Below are 19,452 nucleotides of genomic sequence, written 5' to 3' on the forward strand. Positions count from 1 at the left end.
AATGGACAAAATCCGGAACGGGCGCGGTCACCCGGTCGCTAACAAATCAAGCCGGTGATTGTGACAAGTTCCGCGCGTCAAAAACACAATTCAATTGAGTGTAGTGGCCATTGTGAGCCACTCGAATGTATATTACGCGGAGTTTTGTTCCGACACCAAAGTGTGAAAATTCAGCTGGCTATGTCAGAAGCTGGAGTTTTTTCCTGAACTTTGCGGCAAACTCTGTGGTTTATCCGAATTCGCCCTGGACCCCAGCGATGATCCGAACCTCCGCCGTCGATGAGCAACGTTTTCGCAAAATCCTGAGCCGCAACGTCAGTTTACCGTTGGCAGTGGGCGTTCTCAGCGCTGCATTCTTCGTCATCCTGATCACCTATCTGTTGTCGGTGATCCAGTGGGTGGAGCACACCGACCGGGTGATCAACAACATCAACCGTTCGTTGAAGCTGTCGGTGGACATGGAAACCGGCATGCGCGGCTTCCTGCTGACCGGCGACGAGCGCTTTCTCGACCCCTACGAAGTGGCCAAGCCAAGCATCATCGCCGAGCTGCAAGGGCTCGAGGAATTGGTGGCAGACAACCCCACGCAGGTCGATCGGTTCAAGCGCCTGGCGGCGTTGCAGGAATCCTGGAATCAGTTCGCCCAGGAGATGATCACACTGCGCCGCACCAATGGCGATTACACCGGCCCCATTCAGAGCCGGCGCGGCAAGCGCCTGACCGACGAGATCCGCGATCAGTACGACGAGGCCGCGAACGTCGAGCATCAGCTGCGTCAGACCCGTAATACAGACGTCACGCACACCACCATTATGTCGGTGACGCTCTATATCTTATTTATCGTTATCGTCAGTGGCATTCTGGCCTGGGTCGGGCGCCGTGACATGTCGACGCTTTCCAGCACCTACGCCGCCAATCTCAAGGCTCAGCAGGATGATGCCGACCGCTTGGCCCATGTCGCCTGGTTGCGCAATGGGCAGAGTGACCTGGCCGAGCAGGTAATCGGGCAACTGACGCTTAATCTGCTGGGGCGCAACGTGCTGCAGTTTTTTGCGCAGCACCTGGGGGCCGTGGTCGCGGCCGTTTATGTGCGCCAGGAGCACGGCGGGTTGGTTCGTGTGGCCTCTTATGGTTTCTCACGCCAGCAGGAACTGCACGAGCAGTCCATTTACAGTGGCGAAGGCGTGGTTGGCAAGGCGGCCGAACAGGATGAAATCATTACCCTCAACGATGTCCCGCTGGACTATTTCAAGGTCTCGTCGGGCTTGGGTGACGGGTCGCCGCGCAGCGTGATCGTGGTGCCGACCAGCAACGACGACCAAGTCAACGGCGTCATCGAGCTGGGCTTTTTGCGTGAGGTGACCGCGCGCGATGTCGAGTTTCTCGAGCTGGTGGCCGACAATGTCGGCACCTCCATCGAGGCCGCGCGTTACCGGCAGCGCCTCCAGGAAGTGTTGGCCGAAACCCAGCAGCTTAACGAAGAGTTGCAGGTTCAGCAGGAAGAACTGCGTACCGCCAACGAAGAGCTTGAGGAGCAGTCGCGGATTCTCAAGGAGTCCCAGGTGCACCTGGAAACCCAGCAGGCCGAGCTTGAGCAGACCAACGAGCAACTGGCTGAACAGAGCAAGGCACTGGCCGATCAGCGCGACGCCCTGGACCGTAACAACGAAGAGCTTAATATCGCTCAGGTGGAGCTCGAAGCCCGGGCCGAAGAGTTGCAGCGTTCAAGCAAATACAAGTCCGAATTCCTTGCCAACATGTCCCACGAGTTGCGCACGCCGCTGAACAGCTCACTGATTCTGGCCAAGTTGCTGGCGGACAACCCGCAGGACAACCTGACCTCGGAACAGGTGACGTTCGCCGAGTCGATCTATTCCGCTGGCAACGATCTGCTCAACCTGATCAACGACATTCTCGACATTTCCAAGGTCGAGGCCGGCAAGCTGGACATGCGCCCGGAAAACAGCAGCGTCAGCCGCCTGGTCGACGGCCTGCGCATGACGTTTCAGCCGCTGGCTGCCGACAAGCAGCTGGAGTTTCTGGTCGAGGTTCAGGCCGGAGCCCCTGTATCGCTGTACACCGACCGCCAGCGTCTGGAGCAGATCCTCAAGAACCTGCTGTCCAATGCCATTAAGTTCACCGAAACCGGCTCGGTCAGCCTCACCGTTTCACGCCAGCCCGGGGAGGGGATTGCCTTTACCGTGCGCGACTCCGGTATCGGCATATCCGAGGATCATCAAGAAAGCATATTTGAAGCTTTTCGCCAGGCGGATGGCACCACCAACCGACGCTATGGCGGTACGGGGCTGGGCTTGTCGATCTCCCGGGATCTGGCGCGTCTGCTGGGCGGTTCGATCTCGGTCACTAGCGCGCCGGGGCAGGGCAGTATCTTCACCCTGGTGCTGCCAGAGGAATACGTCGAGCAGGCACCCTTCGGGCAAGAACCGCCGGTGCTCGTCCAGACCGCCCCCGTCGCGGCTCCGATTGCCGCTCCGGTGATCGCGGCCACGCCTACTCAGGTCAAGGAACCCATCCCGCGTTTCGCCGATGACCGGGAAAAGGCGCCATTTAGCAAACGCTGCATTCTGGTGATCGAAGACGAGGTGCGTTTCGCGCACATCCTGTATGACCTGGCTCATGAGCTGGGCTACAACTGCCTGGTTGCCCATGCGGCCGACGAAGGTTTCGATCTGGCGGCCAACTTCGTGCCGGACGCTGTCCTGCTGGACATGCGCCTTCCAGACCATTCCGGCCTGACCGTATTGCAGCGCTTGAAAGAGCTGCCCGCCACGCGGCACATTCCTGTGCACGTGATCTCGGTGGAAGACCGACAGGAAGCGGCGTTGCAAATGGGCGCTATCGGCTACGCGGTCAAGCCCACTACGCGCGAAGAACTCAAGGATGTGTTCGCCCGGCTGGAAGCCAAGCTCACGCAGAAGGTCAAGCGTGTATTGCTGGTCGAAGACGACGCCCTGCAGCGCGATAGCATCGCGCGCCTGATCGGTGACGATGACATCGAAATCACTGCCGTGGGCTTCGCCCAGGATGCTCTGGAGCTGCTTCGGGACAATGCCTACGACTGCATGATCATCGACCTGAAATTGCCGGACATGCTCGGCAATGATCTGCTCAAGCGGATGTCCACCGATGAAATCTGCGCGTTCCCGCCGGTCATCGTCTACACCGGGCGCAACCTGACGCGCGATGAAGAAGCCGAGCTGCTTAAGTATTCGCGCACCATCATCATCAAAGGTGCGCGCTCGCCGGAACGGCTGCTGGACGAAGTGACGCTGTTCCTGCACAAGGTCGAGTCGCAACTGTCGAACGAGCGGCAGAAAATGCTCAAGACCGCGCGCAGTCGCGATCGGGTGTTCGAAGGGCGCAAAATTCTGGTGGTCGACGACGACGTGCGTAACATCTTTGCCCTGACCAGCGCACTGGAGCACAAGGGCGCGATCGTCGAAGTCGGTCGTAACGGCATCGAAGCCATCGAGAAGCTCAACACTGTCGAAGACATCGACCTGGTATTGATGGATGTGATGATGCCGGAAATGGACGGTTTCGAAGCCACCTCGCAGATCCGCAAGGACCCGCGCTGGCGCAAGCTGCCGATCATCGCCGTCACTGCCAAGGCCATGAAGGATGACCAGGAGCGCTGCCTGCAGGCCGGCTCCAACGATTATCTGGCCAAGCCTATCGACCTCGACAGGCTGTTTTCGCTGATTCGCGTTTGGCTGCCGAAAATGGAACGTATCTGAATGAATCGGATCAATTGACCACCCTCGCAGAAGCACCAGGTTGTACTGATGGCCCATGAGCGAAACACCGAGATCGAAATACGCTTGCTGATCGAGGCGATATACCTGAAGTACAGCTATGATTTTCGCGATTATTCGGGCGCGTCGGTCAAGCGGCGCGTCACTCACGCACTGCGCCAGTTCGAGCTGAACACCATCTCCGCCTTGCAGGAGCGTGTACTGCACGATCCTGCGGCGTTCATGCAGCTGCTGCAGTTTTTGACGATACCGGTCAGCGAGATGTTTCGGGACCCGTCACACTTTCTGGCGATACGCGAGGAAGTGGTGCCGTTGCTCAGGACTTACCCGTCGCTGAAGATCTGGATCGCTGGATGCAGCACTGGCGAAGAGGTCTACTCGATGGCCATCCTGCTGCGTGAGGAGGGTTTGCTGGAGCGCACGATCATCTACGCCACCGACATCAACCCCACGTCGCTGGAGAAGGCCAAGCAGGGGATTTTTTCGATGGAGAGCGTTCGCGCCTACAACGAGAATTACCTCAAGGCTGGAGGCAAACGGCTATTTTCCGAGTACTACACGGCAGCCTACGATTACGCGATTTTCGACAAATCGCTGCGCGAGAATGTGACATTCGCCGACCACAGCCTGGCGACCGACAGCGTGTTCTCCGAGACACACCTGATTTCCTGTCGCAACGTGCTGATCTACTTCAACAAGAAGTTGCAGGATCGCGCGTTCGGCTTGTTTCACGAGTCATTGTGTCACCGTGGATTCCTGGTGCTGGGCAGCAAGGAAACCCTGGAGTTTTCAGGGTTCAAGGATCGCTTCGAGCCATTGGTTAAACAAGAGCGGATCTACCGTAAATCATGAGAACACGCTTTGCCGGTCCTGAGCAGGGCATGCCCGCATTGCCCAAGGTCGATGCGATCGTAGTTGGCGCTTCCGCGGGAGGGGTCGAGGCGCTGTTGAAGATTTTCCGGCCGTTGCGCAGAGGCTTCACGTTGCCGATCATCGCGGTGCTGCACTTGCCTGACGAACGTCGCAGCCTGTTGGCCGATGTGTTCAACGCGCAACTGGCGATACCGGTGAAGGAGGCGGACGACAAGGAAGCGATCGTGCCTGGCACTCTGTATTTTGCTGCGCCCGGTTATCACTTGTCGGTGGAGGCGGATCGGACGCTGTCGTTCAGCCAGGAGGAGCGGGTTTTTCACTCGCGGCCCAGCATCGACATCCTCTTTGAATCCGCCGCTGATGCTTATGAAACAAAGCTTGCCGGCGTGCTGCTGACCGGTGCTAACAACGATGGTGCCCGTGGAATGGCACGCATCAAGGAATATGGCGGTCTGACCGTGGTCCAGGACCCTGCCCAGGCGTTGGCGCGCACCATGCCTGACGCTGCGCTGGCCCTGCACACACCTGACTTTCTCCTGCCTTTGCCCGACATTGCCTTGTTGCTTGTCGAGCTGGAACGAATTGCATGTTGAGTGAAATAAAAGCCAAGTTGCTGATCGTCGACGATCTGCCGGAAAACCTGCTGGCCCTTGAAGCGCTGATCAAGCGCGAAGACCGTCAGGTGTACAAGGCGCTTTCGGCTGACGAAGCGTTATCACTGTTACTGGAGCATGAGTTCGCCATGGCGATCCTCGACGTGCAGATGCCGGGGATGAATGGCTTCGAGCTGGCCGAGATGATGCGCGGGACCGAGAAGACCAAAAATATCCCCATCGTGTTCGTCAGTGCCGCCGGACGCGAACTGAACTACGCGTTCAAAGGCTATGAGAGCGGGGCGGTGGACTTTCTGCACAAGCCGCTGGATATCCATGCGGTCAAGAGCAAGGTCAATGTGTTCGTCGACCTGTATCGTCAGCGCAAAGCCATGAAGCAGCAGGTCGAAGAGCTCGAGCGCAGCCGCCAGGAGCAGGAAGCGTTGCTGCGTGAGCTCAAGTCCACGCAAAACGAACTGGAGCACGCGATTCGTATGCGCGATGACTTCATGTCGATCGTATCCCACGAAGTGCGTACGCCGCTGAACGGCTTGATCCTGGAGACCCAGCTGCGCAAGCTGCACCTGGCCAAGGACAACGCCTCGGCGTTCACCATGGACAAGCTCAAGGCCATGGTCGAGCGTGACGAGCGACAGATCCAGAGCCTGATTCGCCTGATCGAAGACATGCTCGACGTTTCGCGGATTCGCACCGGCAAACTGTCGATTCGTACCAGCGCGTTCGACCTGTCGGAGCTGGTGGTCAATCTGGTGGAAAGCTACGCCGCGCAGATCGCCGCTGCCGAATGCGTGGTGACACTGCATGCCCGGGAGCCGGTGATCGGTGTGTGGGATGAGTTCCGCATCGAGCAAGTGATGGCGAACCTTCTGACCAATGCCTTGCGCTATGGCGCGCGCAAGCCCATCGAGGTTCGGGTGTATATCCATGAAAGTGAAGCGCGGGTGGAGGTCAAGGATCAGGGCATCGGTATCAGCGTGGAAAACCAGAAGCGCATATTCCAGCAGTTCGAGCGCGTCTCGGCCAGCCATGCGGTATCGGGCCTGGGGCTGGGACTGTTTATTTCCGATCAGATCGTTTCTGCCCACGGTGGCGCAATCACGGTGGAAAGCGAAGAGGGCAGCGGTTCGCTGTTTCGCGTAAGCCTGCCACTTTGACTGCCTTCGCTGCCCCGCAGCCGCGACCTCGAGCACGCTGTTGAACGTACCCGGCGACGCCGTTCAATCCGTCTTGTCCGGCTGAGTAAATATCTGATTCTTCTGCGCAACCTCTACAGCGGGCCATGGTCGTAATGGCAGCTATTTATAAGATTGAAGGCGTTCCAATGAGCTCTGATGCTGAAAATGTCGTACTGATCGTCGAAGACGAGCCGCTGATCCTGATGCTGCTGGCCGACTATCTGTCGGGGGAGGGTTATCGGGTGCTGCAGGCTGAGAATGGCGAGCAGGCCTTCGAGATTCTCGCCACCAAGCCGCATCTGGACCTGATGATCACCGACTACCGCCTGCCTGGTGGGGTGTCCGGCGTGCAGATCGCCGAACCTGCGGTCAAGCTGCGTCCGGAGCTGAAGGTCATTTTCATCAGCGGTTACCCGGCGGAGATCGTCGAGACCGGCAGCCCGATCGTCGGCAAGGTGCCCATCCTGGCCAAGCCATTTACGATGGAAACCTTGCACTCTAAGATTCAAAGCCTGTTGAACTAACGGCATCGCCACTTCGCTTCCAGCCAAAGGCCGAACACGTCCGGCCAGATTCGACGGCGCAGCGAGTCCGCTATCCTTCAATCATCTCCCGCACCTTGGCGGTCAATTGATCGAAAGCAAATGGCTTTGTGATCATCTGCATCCCCTCATCGAGGAATCCCGCACGGGTCCCGGCATTTTCAGCGTAGCCGGTGATGAACAGTACGCGCAGTTCCGGACGCAGCTGGCGTGCGATATCCGCCAACTGCCGGCCATTCATGCCGGGCAGTCCGACGTCGCTGATCATCAGGTCAATGCGCTGCGCGGATTCAAGGATCGGCACCGCACCCACTGCATCCTCAGCTTCCAGATAGGCATAGCCCAGCTCGCTGAGCACCTGGCTGACCAGGGCGCGCACGGCAGGGTCGTCCTCGACAATCAGGATCGTTTCGCCTTCCCGGGCTTCGATGGCCTGGCCGACAGTGCCGATGTCCTCCACATCCTTATCGCCGTTGAAGCGCGGCAGGAACAGTTGCACCGTGGTGCCGTGACCGACCTGGCTTTCGATGGAAACGTGACCGCGTGACTGCTTGGTGAACCCGTAGATCATCGACAGCCCAAGGCCCGTGCCTTGGCCGATGGGCTTGGTGGTGAAAAACGGATCGAACGCTCGGCTAATAACGTTCTCCGGCATGCCGCAGCCGGTGTCGGTGACGCTCAGCACCACGTATTCACCGGGTAACAGGTTTTCGTATGCGTCGGTGAAACTGTGGTCGAGCTTGCGATTAAAGGTCTCGATCATCAGCATGCCGCCATTGGGCATCGCATCCCGGGCGTTGAGCACCAGATTAAGCAGCGCGCTTTCCAGCTGATTGGGATCGGCTTCCGCGGTCCACAGTTTCGGGTCCAGGCACATGTCCAGGCGCACGCTCTCGTTGACGCTTCGATGCAGCAGTTCTCCCATCGAACTGACCAGTGCGTTCATCTCCACCGGCTTTGAATCCAGCGATTGGCGTCGGGAAAACGCCAGCAGGCGGTGGGTCAGTGCAGCGGCGCGGTTGGCCGAGGTCACGCCCAGGTCGATCAGCCCGTCGAGGTCCTCGGTGCGTCCACGGGCCACGCGGCGCCGAAGTAATTCCAGGCTGCCGATGATGCCGGTCAGCATGTTGTTAAAGTCGTGAGCAATACCGCCCGTGAGCTGGCCCACTGCTTCCATTTTTTGTGACTGGCGCAGCACTTCCTCGTTTTGGCGCAACTGCGCGGTACGTTCTTCAACTTGTTGTTCGAGGGTTTCGTTAAGCCTGCGCAACTGGGTCTCGGCATGTTTGCGTTCGGTGATGTCGCTCGTCACCCCGGCCAGCAGACTGACCCGCCCGTTACGGGCGCGAATGGCTCGCGCGCGCAAGTCGACCCAGTGCAACGAGCCGTCAGGCCAGACGTTGCGAAACTCGATGATGAAGTCCTCACCGGTGTCCAGGCTGCGTTGCAAGGCCGATTGCATGCGTGGCTGATCGCCGGGATATACCGCTTCAAGCCATTCGTTGTAGGTGAAGGGCGCCTGTTCGTCGCGCCCGTAATGCGATTTGCTGATGTCCGAGCAATCAAGCTCGAGGAACTCAGTCTCCAGTTGCCAGGACCCCAATCTTCCGGCCTTGAGCGCATGCTGCAGTCGCTGTTCGCTTTCGAACAGGTCCTCCATGCGGCTGCGTGCGTCATATTGCCTTCGACGCCCGCGCACGGCGGTGGTGACCAGGCTGACCAGCGTTGCCGGGTGAAACGGGCGCTCCAGAAAGGTGACGTTGCCAAGCATCTTGCCCAGCCGCGCCGACGGATTCTGCTGAGGGCCGCCATGCTGGGTCAGCAGTACGATGGGCAGGTCCGACCACGCCGGTTGATGGCTGAGCACATGGAGCAGGGGGTTTAGATCCACGCCACGCAGCGCCTCGTCGGCGACCACAGCCACGCCCGCGCCGGAAAGCAGCTCCCTGCACAGCCCAGCCAGGTCGTGAGTGATGAGTGCCGGAAAACCCGCTTCTTGCAGAATTCTCAGGGCGATCTGGCTGTCCCGGCCCTGCGGAGCCAGGATGATTGCCCGTTCCGAAAGTTGTCCTGGTGTACTCACGCGTCCTCATCCCGCAGCAATGGATTGCTCTCGCCAAAATACCGAGGCACGCCACGCAGCACACCCTGAAACGCTTCTAGCGGAGCGCCGATTTTCATGCCGGCGCCACTGATGCGGTATTCGCGAATGGTCGATTCATGGGTTCCCGTGCGTTTCTTGATGATGGAAATGGCGCGCCGGACTTTGCCTAGCGCTTCGAAATAACGCAACAGAATCACGGTGTCGGCCAGGTAGGTGATATCCACCGGGGCGCGCATGTCACCCACCAGACCGTGCTGCGCGACCGTCATGAACGTGGAGGCGCCCTGGCGGTTGAGATAAAGCAGCAACTCGTGCATGTGCAATACCAGGGCGTTCTCTTCCGGCATTGCGGCCTGATAGCCATTCAGGCTATCGATGACCACGGTACGGATCTGTTTTTCATCGACACTGCGGCGTACGCGGTGAGAAAACTCGCCGGGTGACAGCTCGGCGGCGTCGACCTGTTCCACCAGCAGATTGCCGGTCTGTTGCAGCGCCTTGAGGTCGATGCCGACCTTCTTCATGCGTTCGAACAGCAGGCCCAATTCTTCATCGAAGATGAACAGCGCCACCTTTTCGCCGCGGGCCACTGCTGCCGCCGCGAACACCATCGAGATCAGCGATTTGCCGGTCCCTGCCGGCCCGAGGATCAAGGTGCTGGAGCCGCTGTCGATGCCGCCGCCAAGCAGGGCGTCCAGCTCCGGAATGTCGCTGCTCAGCGGCGTGCTCACATAGCCGCTGCGGTGCTCTGCCGCCACCAGGCGGGGAAACACGTGAATGCCGTCGGCCATGATGTTGAAGTCGTGGTAGCCGCCGCGGTACTTCTGTCCGCGATATTTGACCACCCGCAGGCGCCGACGCTCGGCACCGTAGGCAGGGGTCAGTTCCTCCAGGCGTATAACGCCGTGGGCCACGCTGTGCACGGTCTTGTCCAGCGCTTCGGTGGTCAGGTCGTCCAGCAGGATCACGGTGGCATCGTAGCGAGCAAAGTAGTGCTTGATCGCCAGAATCTGACGTCGATAGCGCAGGGAACTCTGCGCCAGCAGGCGGATTTCCGAGAGGCTGTCGATCACCACGCGGGTAGGCCTTACGCGTTCGACGACTTCGAAAATCTGCCTGGTGGCCTCGCCCAGTTCAAGGTCGGATGAATACAGCAGGCTTTGTTGATGCTCAGCGTTGAGCAGATCCTCGGGCGGTGTCAGTTCGAACACCTCGATCTGCTCGCCCAGCTCCCAGCCGTGGGAACGGGCGCCGTCACGCAGTTCGCGTTCGGTTTCAGACAGGGTGATATAAAGACTGCGTTCACCCACGGCAGCGCCTGCCAGCAAAAACTGCAGCGCTACGGTGGTCTTGCCGGTTCCGGGTTCTCCTTCAAGAAGAAAGACATGACTGCGTGAAAGACCTCCTGCAAGGATGTCGTCCAGGCCCACGATACCGGTTGCCGCTTTTGATGTAGTCAAGAATCGCCCTCTTGCGACCTGAAAAGGAGGGGCGCCGGTGTTCGATCGGTCACCCTGGGCAGCGTCGATATCCGCAAAATTGCGGTTCTTGGCTGCCTTGTCACTGGACCGTGGCCTGTGTCGGCGGTTCAGTTTTTCTGGATGGCAAGATGATGTCGGCGGTGCCATTTGCCAGGGCTTGGGTCCGGCAAATGGCGCAACCGAGGCCTGCCGCAACCGGCTCGCCTTGGTATAGTCCGGCGTCCCGGATTTCCACACCCTCCTGCTCACTTCAACCATCCACGTCGAGGTTCAAGGCCGTGCCCGATTACAGCGCTTTCAAGGTCGAACTGACTGACCATATCGCCCATGTGCAAATCAATCGCCCGGAAAAGATCAACGCCATGAATGCGGCGTTCTGGAGCGAGATCATCGACATATTTCAGTGGGTCGAGGACACCGATGAGGTCCGTGTGGTGGTGCTCAGTGGTGCGGGCAAGCATTTCTCGTCCGGGATCGATCTAATGCTGCTGGCCTCGGTGGCCAACGAACTGGGCCAGGACGTCGGCCGCAATGCGCGACTGCTGCGGCGCAAGATCCTGCAGATGCAGGAGTCGTTCAGCGTGGTCGACCGTTGCAGCAAGCCCGTACTGGCGGCCATACAGGGCTATTGCATCGGCGGCGCCATTGACCTGATCAGCGCCTGCGACATGCGATACGCGGCGCACGATGCGCTGTTTTCCATTCGTGAAATCGATATGGGCATGGCAGCGGACGTCGGCACGCTGCAACGCCTGCCGCGGTTGATCGGCGACGGCATGATGCGCGAGATGGCGTACACCGGTCGTAACGTGCAGGCAGAAGAAGCCTTGCGCATCGGGTTGGTCAACCGCACCTTCTCCAGCCATGAGGCGCTGTTGGAGGGCGTGTTGGCGATCGCCGGCGAAATCGCGGCAAAATCACCGATTGCCATCAGCGGCAGCAAGCGCATGATTGCCTACATGCGCGATCACGGTGTCGATGACGGTCTTGAATACGTTGCCACCTGGAACGCTGCCATGTTGCAATCGGCGGACCTGAAACTGGCGATGATGGCCCACATGGGCAAGCACACGCCCGTCTTCGATAATTGACTGCGAAGCTGGCTTCGCATGCGCCTGCCGCCGGCTGATCGGGCCTCGTCTGAGGCACCGAACCTTCCAGCGGGCAGGACGCTCACCAGAGGAGTTCTTTCATGACGCGCCCCAGGCGTTGGATCACCGCTGTGCTCGACACCCAGGCAGTCGGCGGATGGGCCGTGGTCCACAGCGAGCAGGGTTTTCTACAGGACGGCAACGGTGTGCTGTTCCCCCGCGAGTGGCTGAAGGGCCAGGATCTGCCATTGATCAGCGAACACGGCATCGGCTATTTCGACGGCGACCCGGTGTACGTGCAGGTCCTCAAACACCCGGTTGAACTGCAAGGCACGAGCTGGCAGACCCTGCGCCACTTCATGCTGAACGACGATGCCGAGGTGTTTCACAAACTCGGTTATGCGGCGCAGATCAGCACTTGGGCCCGCGAGCATCGCTTCTGCGGCAGCTGCGGTCAGCCTACGCAGCAGGTGCCGGGGGAGCGGGCGATGTACTGCCAGCACTGCGACTTGCGTGCCTATCCACGCATCTCGCCAAGCATGATCGTGCTGATCACCCGCGGCGACGAAGTGCTGCTGGCCCGTTCCCCGCGTTTCGTCACCGGCGTCTACAGCACGCTGGCCGGCTTTGCCGAGCCGGGGGAGTCTGCGGAAGATTGCGTGCGGCGCGAGGTCATGGAGGAGGTCGGGGTCAAGGTCAGGAACATCCAGTACAGGGGCAGCCAGTGCTGGCCGTTCCCGCACTCGATGATGCTCGGTTTTCACGCCGACTACGACAGCGGCGAGATCGTGCCCCAAGCGGACGAGATCGAAGATGCACAGTGGTTCGGCATCCACGACCTGCCGCCGTTACCGGCCAGCCGCTCGATTGCGCGTTACCTGATCGACCTGTATCTGGCGCAGCGCTCAGGCGCCGCTGAACCAGTGCTGCCAGGCCAGGCGGACAGTTAGCCCTAGAACCACGGTAATGAACACCGGGCGGATGAACTTGGCGCCGCCCTGGATAGCCGTCCTGGCGCCTAGGAACGCGCCTACCATCAGCGCCAGGCCCATCGCCAGGCCAATCGCCCAGTCCACCGAGCCATTGATCGCGAAGATCACCAGCGCCGCAGCGTTGCTGACGAAGTTCATGCTGCGCGCCACACCGCTGGCCCTGACCAGATCGATCGGGTAGATCAGCAACGTGCTGACCGTCCAGAACGCGCCGGTGCCGGGGCCGGCCACGCCGTCATAAAAGCCCAGTCCCAGTCCCTGCGGCAATTGCCACTTGCGCTTGATCGGTGCGGTGCTGTCCAGCGGCGCCTTGGGCGTGCCGCCGAACAGCAGGTACACGCCACAGCCGAAAACGATGACGGGCAGCATCTGGTTGAGCAATTCGGCGGGCAGGTAATGCGCGACGACCGCACCGATCAAGGCGCCAACCGCCGTTGCAGCCAATGCAAGGGTCCACTGGCGGGGATCAAACAGCTTGCGTCGATAGAAGGTGAAACCCGCGGTGGCGGAGCCGAAGGTCGAGCTGAGCTTGTTGGTGCCCAGCACCAGGTGCGGTGGCAGGCCGGCGGTCAGCAGAGCCGGGGTGGTCAACAGGCCGCCGCCACCGGCAATGGCATCGATGAATCCGGCCACGAAAGCGACCAGGGCAAGCACCAACAGCGTAGTGGGGTCTACGGAGAGTTCGAACGGCATGGCAGAAGGCTTACTTGTCAGGCAGGCAGGACGGCTGCCCGGAAGTGCGGCATTGTACCTGTAAGCCATGCTGTTGGGTGCCTGGGGACCCGCAAGTCTCGCCCTGGTTTTTTGATTCTGGTCGCAGGCGGTGGAAGTCGCGGGATGGCCTTGCACCTTGCCGCTGAGCCGCCGCAAGGTAACCGCAAACCCTGGGTACGCAGACTACCTGACAGGACGGGAACGCCTGGTTTTGCTTCCGGTTTGCGGCAGCCCGCACGCGACATGGGCTGAATCGACAGCGGTAAAGCATCTGACGCGAATGGCTTAGATATCCGACACCTTCACCCAGCGCATTTCTTTCGCAGCGACCCGAATTGCCGTTGCCAGCCGTTCCACTTCCAGCGCTTCGGCAAAGTCCGGGCCTTCGCTGTTGGCACCACACAGTGCCTGAATCAGGCTACGCACCTCCAGAGTCTTGAGCTCGTTGTAACCCAACTGATGTCCAGGCGCCGGGCAGAACGCCGCATAACCGGGTTGCGCCGGTCCCGCCAGGATTCGCTGGAAGCCATCGCGGCCTGGCGCACCGGAGCGATACACACGCAATTCATTGAGCCGCTGCTGATCGAACGACAGCGTGCCCAGGGTGCCACCGATCTCGAAGCTGAGGTGGTTTTTGTAGCCGTGCTTGAGCCAACTGCTGCCGAATGTTCCGCGCGCTCCGTTGGCGAAGCGCAGCAGGGCGTAGGTCTGGTCGTCGATGGCGATCTGGCGCTGCTCCTGGCTGCCGACGCAGACGGGTCGCTGGCCGTGGACGGTGTGCGCATCGGCGCACACTGCTTCGATATCGCCCAGCAGATAGCGCGCCATGGCCAGCAGATGGCTGCCCAGGTCCGCCAGCGCGCCACCGGCGTGCGCCTGCTCGCAACGCCAGGACCAGGGTGACTTCGGATCACCCATGAAGTCTTCGCTGAACTCGCCCTGGAAACTGACGATCTGGCCCAGCTCGCCGCTTTCGATCATGTCTCGCGCCAGGCCAATGATCGGGTTCTGCTGGTAGTTATAACCGACTCGGGTCACGACCCCCGCCTTGAGTGCTGCACGGTGCATGTCCCTGGCTTGCTCAAGACTGACCGCCAGCGGTTTTTCGCAGTACACGGCCTTGCCGGCTTCAAGCGCGGCCATCGCCATGGGGAAGTGCAAATGGTTGGGTGTAGTGATCGCGACCAGATTGACGCCGGGGTCGCTGATCAGTTGCTGCCAGTCGGCGTGGCTGCGGTCGAACCCCCAGGCGCGGGCGCAGTGTTCGGCGCGTGCGGCATCGGCGTCGGCCACCGCCCGAAGCTTGAGGTTGACCTCAAGGTCGAAGGTGGTACGGGCGTTGTGGAAAGCCAGGGCATGCGCCCTACCCATAAAGCCTGTACCGATCAGGCCGACACCCAAATCCGCAAACGTAGATTGGCGCATGACAGCGTCCTTGAAGGAAGTGTTGTTATGCGCAAAATGTATTCGCTGCACGGGTTATACGGAATCGTTATTCCATCAAATCTGCCTCAGATTCACCTCATGATGACCCTTGGATTTGCTCCTTGGCAGCACGGCTTGCCGTCGGTGCTGATATCGACAGTGTGCTGAACACGTGGTGTGAATCGGGTTTCAGGAAAGAAAACCGCCATCCACATTCAACGCCACACCCGTGGTGTAACTCGACGCGTCGCTGGCCAGATACAGTACGGCGCCAGCCATTTCGCCTGGCGCTGCCACGCGCTTGAGCGGGATCTGCGCCAGCGCGGTGTTGAGGATTTTCTCGTTGCTGACCAGCGCTGAGGCGAATTTGGTGTCAGTCAGGCCCGGCAGCAGGGCGTTGCAGCGAATGCCGAACTGCGCGCATTCCTTGGCGAACACTTTGGTCATGTTGATCACCGCCGCCTTGGTCACTGAATAGATGCCCTGGAAAACTCCCGGTGAGACGCCGTTGATCGAGGCAACGTTGATGATGCTGCCACCGCCGTTTTCGCGCATCAGCTTGCCCGCTTCCACGGACATGAAGAAATAACCGCGAATGTTGACGTCCACGGTCTTCTGGAACGCACCCAGATCGGTGTCCAGCACATTGCAGAACTGCGGGTTAGTGGCCGCATTGTTTACCAGAATGTCGAGACGACCGAACTGTTCACGAATTTGCGCGAATACGCCGCTTATCTGCTCCATCTCACCGATGTGGCAGGCCATCGCGGTGGCTTTGCCACCTTCGGCAACGATCCCGTCGGCGACCTGCTGACAGCCTTCGAGCTTGCGGCTGGAAACGATGACATGAGCGCCCTGTTGCGCCAGCAGCTTGGCAATGGCCTCGCCGATGCCGCGGCTGGCACCCGAAACGAAGGCGATCTTGCCGTCGAGGTCAAACAGTTGTGTCTTGGACATGGTGTCTTCCTTATCGTGTCGCAATCAGGGGCAGGGCAGGGGGCAGATACGAGGCACAGCTCAAAGGCTTGAGCGGTCGATCAGTTGCAAAGCCATGTGCTCCAGCAACTGGTTCATGTGGATGAACTGGGCGAAACGCTTATCCTGGGTCTGGCCGTGGAAAAACCGGTAGTAAATTTGCTGGACGATCCCAGCCAGGCGAAACAGCCCGTAGGCGTAATAGAAGTCGAAGTTGTCGATGGCGACCCCTGAGCGTTCGGCATAATAGGCAACGAATTGCTCGCGGGTCAGCATGCCCGGTGCATGGCTGGGCTGTCGGCGCATCAATTGCACGGGCGCGGGGTCGTCGGCCTGAATCCAGTACGCCAGGCTGTTACCCAGGTCCATCAGCGGATCGCCCAGGGTGGTGAGTTCCCAATCCAGGACCCCGATGATCCGCATGGGGTTTTTCGGGTCCAGAATCACGTTATCGAAGCGGTAGTCGTTGTGCACCAGGCTCGCAGTCGGCGGGTCCGCCGGCTGTTTCTCGTCAAGCCAGCGTGCCACTCTCTCCCAGCTGGGTGCATCCGGCGTGCGGGCTTTTTCATAGCGCTCGGACCACCCACGAATCTGCCGCTCGACATAGCCTTGGGGCTTGCCCAGGTCGCCCAGGCCACAGGCGTTGTAGTCGACCTGGTGCAAGTCCACCAGCTTGTCGATGAAGCCTTTACACAGCGCTTCGGTTTGCCCGGCGTCGAAATTGAGCTCAGCCGGCAGTTCGGCACGCAAGATAATGCCCTTGACCCGTTCCATGACGTAGAACTCGGCGCCGATCACCGATTCATCAGTGCAATGCACGTACGCTTTGGGACAATAAGGAAAGGCATCGCGCAGTTGATTGAGAATGCGGAACTCGCGGCCCATGTCGTGGGCGCTCTTGGCTTTGTGGCCGAAAGGCGGACGACGCAGCACAAATTCCTGATCGGGGTATTTAAGCAGGTAGGTGAGGTTGGAAGCGCCACCGGGAAACTGGCTGATCTGCATGGCGCCGCTCAGGCCCGGAATCTGCGACTTGAGGTAGGGGTCGATCAATGTTGCGTCGAGCTCTTCGCCGGGGCGAACCGGGGTGGACGGGTCGGTGAGCGCCATGCGTATCCCTGCTGTTTATTTTGGCGGGTGGTGGATCATTGACTAATCTAATGCGCGCACAGCCTCTGAAACAAGCATTGCAAGGCTTTATTGGCGAGCGTGTTGGAAGGCAATCAACGGTTTTGATCAGCGCCGCCGGAAACCGCGGAGCAAAAAAAACCGAAGCCCGGAAGCTTCGGTTTGATGCGGCTTAAACAGGCGCAACCGCTTACGAGGGGAACAGCTCGCTCAGTTTCATCGCCAACATCATGTCGCCTTCAGCGCGCAGCTTGCCGCCCATGAAGGCCTGCATGCCGTCGGTTTCGCCGCTGACGATGCCTTGCAGGGTTTCGCCGTCCATCACCAGGGTGACCTGCGCGTCCGGATTCTCGCCTTCTTGCAACTCGCAGGTCTTGTCTTTGACGATCAGGGAAAAATGCTTGGTTTCATCGATGCGGAAACCGAATACCAGGTCCAGGCCCGCAGCAGCTTCGGGGTTGAACTTGGCTTTCATGGCTTGTACGGCGTCTTCTGCGGAAGTCATGGTGTCATCCTTTTATATGAGTGATTACAGGCACCTTGCGGGTGCGGTTGCCGGGCTCAGCGGTAAGTGATGAGCGCCGGCGCCTTCAGCAGTTGCAAGTGCGCGTAACTGTTGAAGGAAGCCAGGGACACCTCGCGCCCACGGAACTTCAGGTGGTTAAGCGAGGTGTTAACGATTTGCCAGTTAAGTTCGAATGCGTGTGCGGCCGGCATTTGCGTGATCAGGTGCAGCAGGGCGGTGATGGTGCCGCCGGAGGTGAACACGGCGATGCGATCGTTCGGGCCGACGCTTTCGAGGATGCGCTCAAGGCCGGCCTGCACCTGTGCGACGAACGCCAGCCAGCTTTGCAGCGCCGGGGTGTCATGCTGTCCGCCGAGCCAGCGGCCGATGATCAGCACGAACAGACGCTGAAATTCCGCACGATTATGCGCAGCATCTCGCATGATCTCCAGCGCCTTTGGCTCGTCTGGCAGCATCGCTGGCAGCAGGGCGCGGATGACCGCTTCGGCATCGAACTCGTTGAACGCGGTATCGGTTTCCAGAGGGGGCACGGCAACGCCTGCGGCAGCCATTTGCGCGAGGGTCGTTTTGGCGGTGTCACGCTGACGATTCAAGCCGCCGGAGATGCAGCGGTCGAACGCCAAGCCTAATAGCGCCAGATGCGCGCCGAGGACTTCGGCCTGGCGAAAACCGGTCGGCGACAAGACATCGTAATCGTCCGCACCAAAGGAGGCCTGGCCATGTCTTATCAGGTAGATGCTGCCCACGTGCGCGTCATCCCGGTACGTTCAAAGTGCTGCGAGGTTATGAGGGCGGTGCAGGGTCTGTCAATAAAAAAACATACGCTTGTTTGAATCGCTCGATTGGCCTGATCTTTGACGCTCGATCCGGCTGGCTCGGCGCTGGGCGCGCCGGTATGCTGAGTCCATTCGCGATCCTGTCCCGGATCTGACGTGTAGGTAAGGAGTTTCTGTGGAGTTTATTTTCGATTACGCCAGCTTTCTGGCAAAAACCGTCACGGTGGTGATCGCCATTGTCGTGGTGCTGGTGGTTATCGCGTCAATGCGTGGCCGCGGGCGGCGCAGTGGTGGCGGCCAGTTGCATGTGACAAAGCTCAATGATTTCTACAAGGGCCTGCGTGATCGTTTGGAAGGATCGCTGCTGGACAAGGCAAGGCTCAAGGCATTGCGCAAATCCCAGGCTAAGGAACTGAAGAAAGACAAAAAGCAGGCCGTGGTCAAACCCCGCGTTTACGTGCTGGACTTTGACGGCGACATCAAGGCATCGGCGACCGAGAGCATGCGTCAGGAGATCACTGCGCTGCTGACTCTGGCCACTGACAAGGACGAGGTGGTGCTGCGCCTGGAAAGCGGCGGCGGCATGGTGCACAGCTACGGGCTGGCCTCATCGCAGCTGGCCAGGATTCGCCAGGCCGGCATTCCGCTGACCATCTGCATCGACAAAGTGGCGGCCAGCGGCGGCTACATGATGGCCTGCATTGGTAATCGCATCATCAGCGCGCCGTTCGCCGTGCTCGGTTCGATCGGCGTCGTCGCGCAGTTGCCTAATGTCAATCGCCTGCTGAAAAAGCACGACATTGATTTCGAAGTGCTGACCGCCGGTGAGTACAAACGCACGCTGACTGTGTTCGGCGAAAACACCGAGAAGGGCCGTGAAAAGTTTCAGCAGGAGCTGGACATTACCCACGCGCTGTTCAAGAACTTCGTTGCCAGCTATCGCCCGCAGTTGCAGATCGATGAAGTCGCCACCGGCGAAGTCTGGCTGGGCATGGCGGCCAAGGATAAGCAATTGGTCGACGAGTTGAAGACCAGCGATGAATACCTGTCGGAAAAAGCAAAGACTGCCGAAGTGTTCCATCTGCACTACGCCGAACGCAAGAGCCTGCAGGAACGTGTAGGACTGGCCGCCAGCGGCTCGGTAGACCAGTTGGTAACAGGCTGGTGGAGCAAGTTGATGCAGCAACGGTTTTGGTAATGCGTCTGCGCTGCGGTCTCACCTGATCCGATCGTTCCCGAGCTCTGCGTCACTAGTGTCCG

Annotated in this window: 16 protein-coding genes; 8 read left to right on the forward strand and 8 right to left on the reverse strand. The window is 59.8% G+C overall.

What is annotated here, in order from left to right:
• Positions 1–257: 257 nt before the first annotated feature.
• The 5 genes from B3I26_RS09775 (at position 258) to B3I26_RS09795 (ending at position 6,962) form a co-directional block, all read left to right on the forward strand.
• Positions 258–3,758, forward strand: coding sequence for a response regulator (locus B3I26_RS09775; protein WP_296257429.1), 3,501 nt, complete (start codon positions 258–260; stop codon positions 3,756–3,758).
• Positions 3,759–3,806: 48 nt separating this feature from the next.
• On the forward strand, positions 3,807–4,628 hold the full coding sequence (locus B3I26_RS09780) for a CheR family methyltransferase (RefSeq protein WP_296257431.1): 822 nt from the start codon (positions 3,807–3,809) through the stop codon (positions 4,626–4,628).
• Positions 4,625–5,242, forward strand: a complete 618-nt coding sequence (locus B3I26_RS09785) for a chemotaxis protein CheB (protein ID WP_296257433.1) — start codon at positions 4,625–4,627, stop codon at positions 5,240–5,242. Before B3I26_RS09780 ends, B3I26_RS09785 begins: the two co-directional genes overlap by 4 nt.
• Entirely contained in the window at positions 5,236–6,417 is a 1,182-nt protein-coding gene (locus B3I26_RS09790) for a hybrid sensor histidine kinase/response regulator (RefSeq protein ID WP_296257435.1), read from the forward strand. The genes B3I26_RS09785 and B3I26_RS09790 overlap by 7 nt, the downstream gene beginning before the upstream one ends.
• A gap of 167 nt (positions 6,418–6,584) precedes the next feature.
• Positions 6,585–6,962, forward strand: coding sequence for a response regulator (locus B3I26_RS09795; protein WP_296257437.1), 378 nt, complete (start codon positions 6,585–6,587; stop codon positions 6,960–6,962).
• A 70-nt stretch (positions 6,963–7,032) separates the two neighbouring features.
• Here B3I26_RS09795 and B3I26_RS09800 read toward each other — a convergent pair whose 3' ends face one another.
• Both B3I26_RS09800 and B3I26_RS09805 read right to left on the reverse strand, forming a co-directional pair.
• Positions 7,033–9,063, reverse strand: a complete 2,031-nt coding sequence (locus B3I26_RS09800; RefSeq protein WP_296257439.1) for a response regulator — start codon at positions 9,061–9,063, stop codon at positions 7,033–7,035.
• Positions 9,060–10,544, reverse strand: a complete 1,485-nt coding sequence (locus tag B3I26_RS09805) for an ATPase domain-containing protein (RefSeq protein ID WP_296257441.1) — start codon at positions 10,542–10,544, stop codon at positions 9,060–9,062. Before B3I26_RS09805 ends, B3I26_RS09800 begins: the two co-directional genes overlap by 4 nt.
• A gap of 299 nt (positions 10,545–10,843) precedes the next feature.
• Between B3I26_RS09805 and B3I26_RS09810 the strand changes: the two genes are divergently transcribed.
• Both B3I26_RS09810 and nudC read left to right on the forward strand, forming a co-directional pair.
• Positions 10,844–11,656 carry a crotonase/enoyl-CoA hydratase family protein gene (locus B3I26_RS09810; RefSeq protein ID WP_296257443.1) on the forward strand — a complete coding sequence of 271 codons (813 nt, stop codon included), beginning with the start codon at positions 10,844–10,846 and terminating at the stop codon, positions 11,654–11,656.
• 101 nt (positions 11,657–11,757) lie between these two features.
• Complete coding sequence (nudC, locus tag B3I26_RS09815; protein ID WP_296257445.1) at positions 11,758–12,606, forward strand: NAD(+) diphosphatase; 849 nt, start codon at positions 11,758–11,760, stop codon at positions 12,604–12,606.
• On the opposite strand, the gene B3I26_RS09820 is transcribed toward nudC, so the two are convergent.
• The 6 genes from B3I26_RS09820 to B3I26_RS09845 all read right to left on the reverse strand — a co-directional run bounded on the left by B3I26_RS09820 (position 12,562) and on the right by B3I26_RS09845 (position 18,162).
• Entirely contained in the window at positions 12,562–13,341 is a 780-nt protein-coding gene (locus B3I26_RS09820; protein WP_296257448.1) for a TSUP family transporter, read from the reverse strand. The two genes, nudC and B3I26_RS09820, sit on opposite strands and share 45 nt — an antisense overlap.
• Before the next feature lie 306 nt (positions 13,342–13,647).
• On the reverse strand, positions 13,648–14,787 hold the full coding sequence (locus B3I26_RS09825; protein ID WP_296257450.1) for a Gfo/Idh/MocA family protein: 1,140 nt from the start codon (positions 14,785–14,787) through the stop codon (positions 13,648–13,650).
• Positions 14,788–14,976: 189 nt separating this feature from the next.
• Positions 14,977–15,744, reverse strand: coding sequence for an SDR family oxidoreductase (locus B3I26_RS09830; protein WP_296257452.1), 768 nt, complete (start codon positions 15,742–15,744; stop codon positions 14,977–14,979).
• A 60-nt stretch (positions 15,745–15,804) separates the two neighbouring features.
• Positions 15,805–16,872: a phosphotransferase family protein gene (locus B3I26_RS09835; protein WP_296257453.1), complete on the reverse strand. Its 1,068-nt coding sequence runs from the start codon at positions 16,870–16,872 to the stop codon at positions 15,805–15,807.
• Positions 16,873–17,080: 208 nt separating this feature from the next.
• The gene (locus tag B3I26_RS09840) at positions 17,081–17,395 is read right to left on the reverse strand and encodes an SCP2 sterol-binding domain-containing protein (RefSeq protein ID WP_296257454.1); all 315 of its coding nucleotides are present in this window, start codon (positions 17,393–17,395) and stop codon (positions 17,081–17,083) included.
• 56 nt (positions 17,396–17,451) lie between these two features.
• Entirely contained in the window at positions 17,452–18,162 is a 711-nt protein-coding gene (locus B3I26_RS09845; protein ID WP_296257455.1) for a histidine phosphatase family protein, read from the reverse strand.
• Between the two features lie 205 nt (positions 18,163–18,367).
• Between B3I26_RS09845 and sohB the strand changes: the two genes are divergently transcribed.
• Positions 18,368–19,390 (forward strand): protease SohB, encoded by a 1,023-nt coding sequence (gene sohB / locus B3I26_RS09850; RefSeq protein ID WP_296257457.1) that lies wholly within the window; start codon positions 18,368–18,370, stop codon positions 19,388–19,390.
• The last annotated feature ends 62 nt before the right edge of the window (positions 19,391–19,452 follow it).

Source organism: Pseudomonas sp. UBA5706, assembly GCF_002419965.1.
Taxonomy (GTDB): domain Bacteria; phylum Pseudomonadota; class Gammaproteobacteria; order Pseudomonadales; family Pseudomonadaceae; genus Aquipseudomonas.

Excerpts from the sequence above, each read along its gene's own strand:
- B3I26_RS09775 (WP_296257429.1), top strand. The coding sequence starts at position 258 with ATGATCCGAACCTCCGCCGTCGATGAGCAACGTTTTCGCAAAATCCTG.
- B3I26_RS09780 (WP_296257431.1), top strand. The coding sequence starts at position 3,807 with ATGGCCCATGAGCGAAACACCGAGATCGAAATACGCTTGCTGATCGAG.
- B3I26_RS09785 (WP_296257433.1), top strand. The coding sequence starts at position 4,625 with ATGAGAACACGCTTTGCCGGTCCTGAGCAGGGCATGCCCGCATTGCCC.
- B3I26_RS09790 (WP_296257435.1), top strand. The coding sequence starts at position 5,236 with ATGTTGAGTGAAATAAAAGCCAAGTTGCTGATCGTCGACGATCTGCCG.
- B3I26_RS09795 (WP_296257437.1), top strand. The coding sequence starts at position 6,585 with ATGAGCTCTGATGCTGAAAATGTCGTACTGATCGTCGAAGACGAGCCG.
- nudC (WP_296257445.1), top strand. The coding sequence starts at position 11,758 with ATGACGCGCCCCAGGCGTTGGATCACCGCTGTGCTCGACACCCAGGCA.
- B3I26_RS09820 (WP_296257448.1), bottom strand. The coding sequence starts at position 13,341 with ATGCCGTTCGAACTCTCCGTAGACCCCACTACGCTGTTGGTGCTTGCC.
- B3I26_RS09825 (WP_296257450.1), bottom strand. The coding sequence starts at position 14,787 with ATGCGCCAATCTACGTTTGCGGATTTGGGTGTCGGCCTGATCGGTACA.
- B3I26_RS09830 (WP_296257452.1), bottom strand. The coding sequence starts at position 15,744 with ATGTCCAAGACACAACTGTTTGACCTCGACGGCAAGATCGCCTTCGTT.
- B3I26_RS09835 (WP_296257453.1), bottom strand. The coding sequence starts at position 16,872 with ATGGCGCTCACCGACCCGTCCACCCCGGTTCGCCCCGGCGAAGAGCTC.
- B3I26_RS09840 (WP_296257454.1), bottom strand. The coding sequence starts at position 17,395 with ATGACTTCCGCAGAAGACGCCGTACAAGCCATGAAAGCCAAGTTCAAC.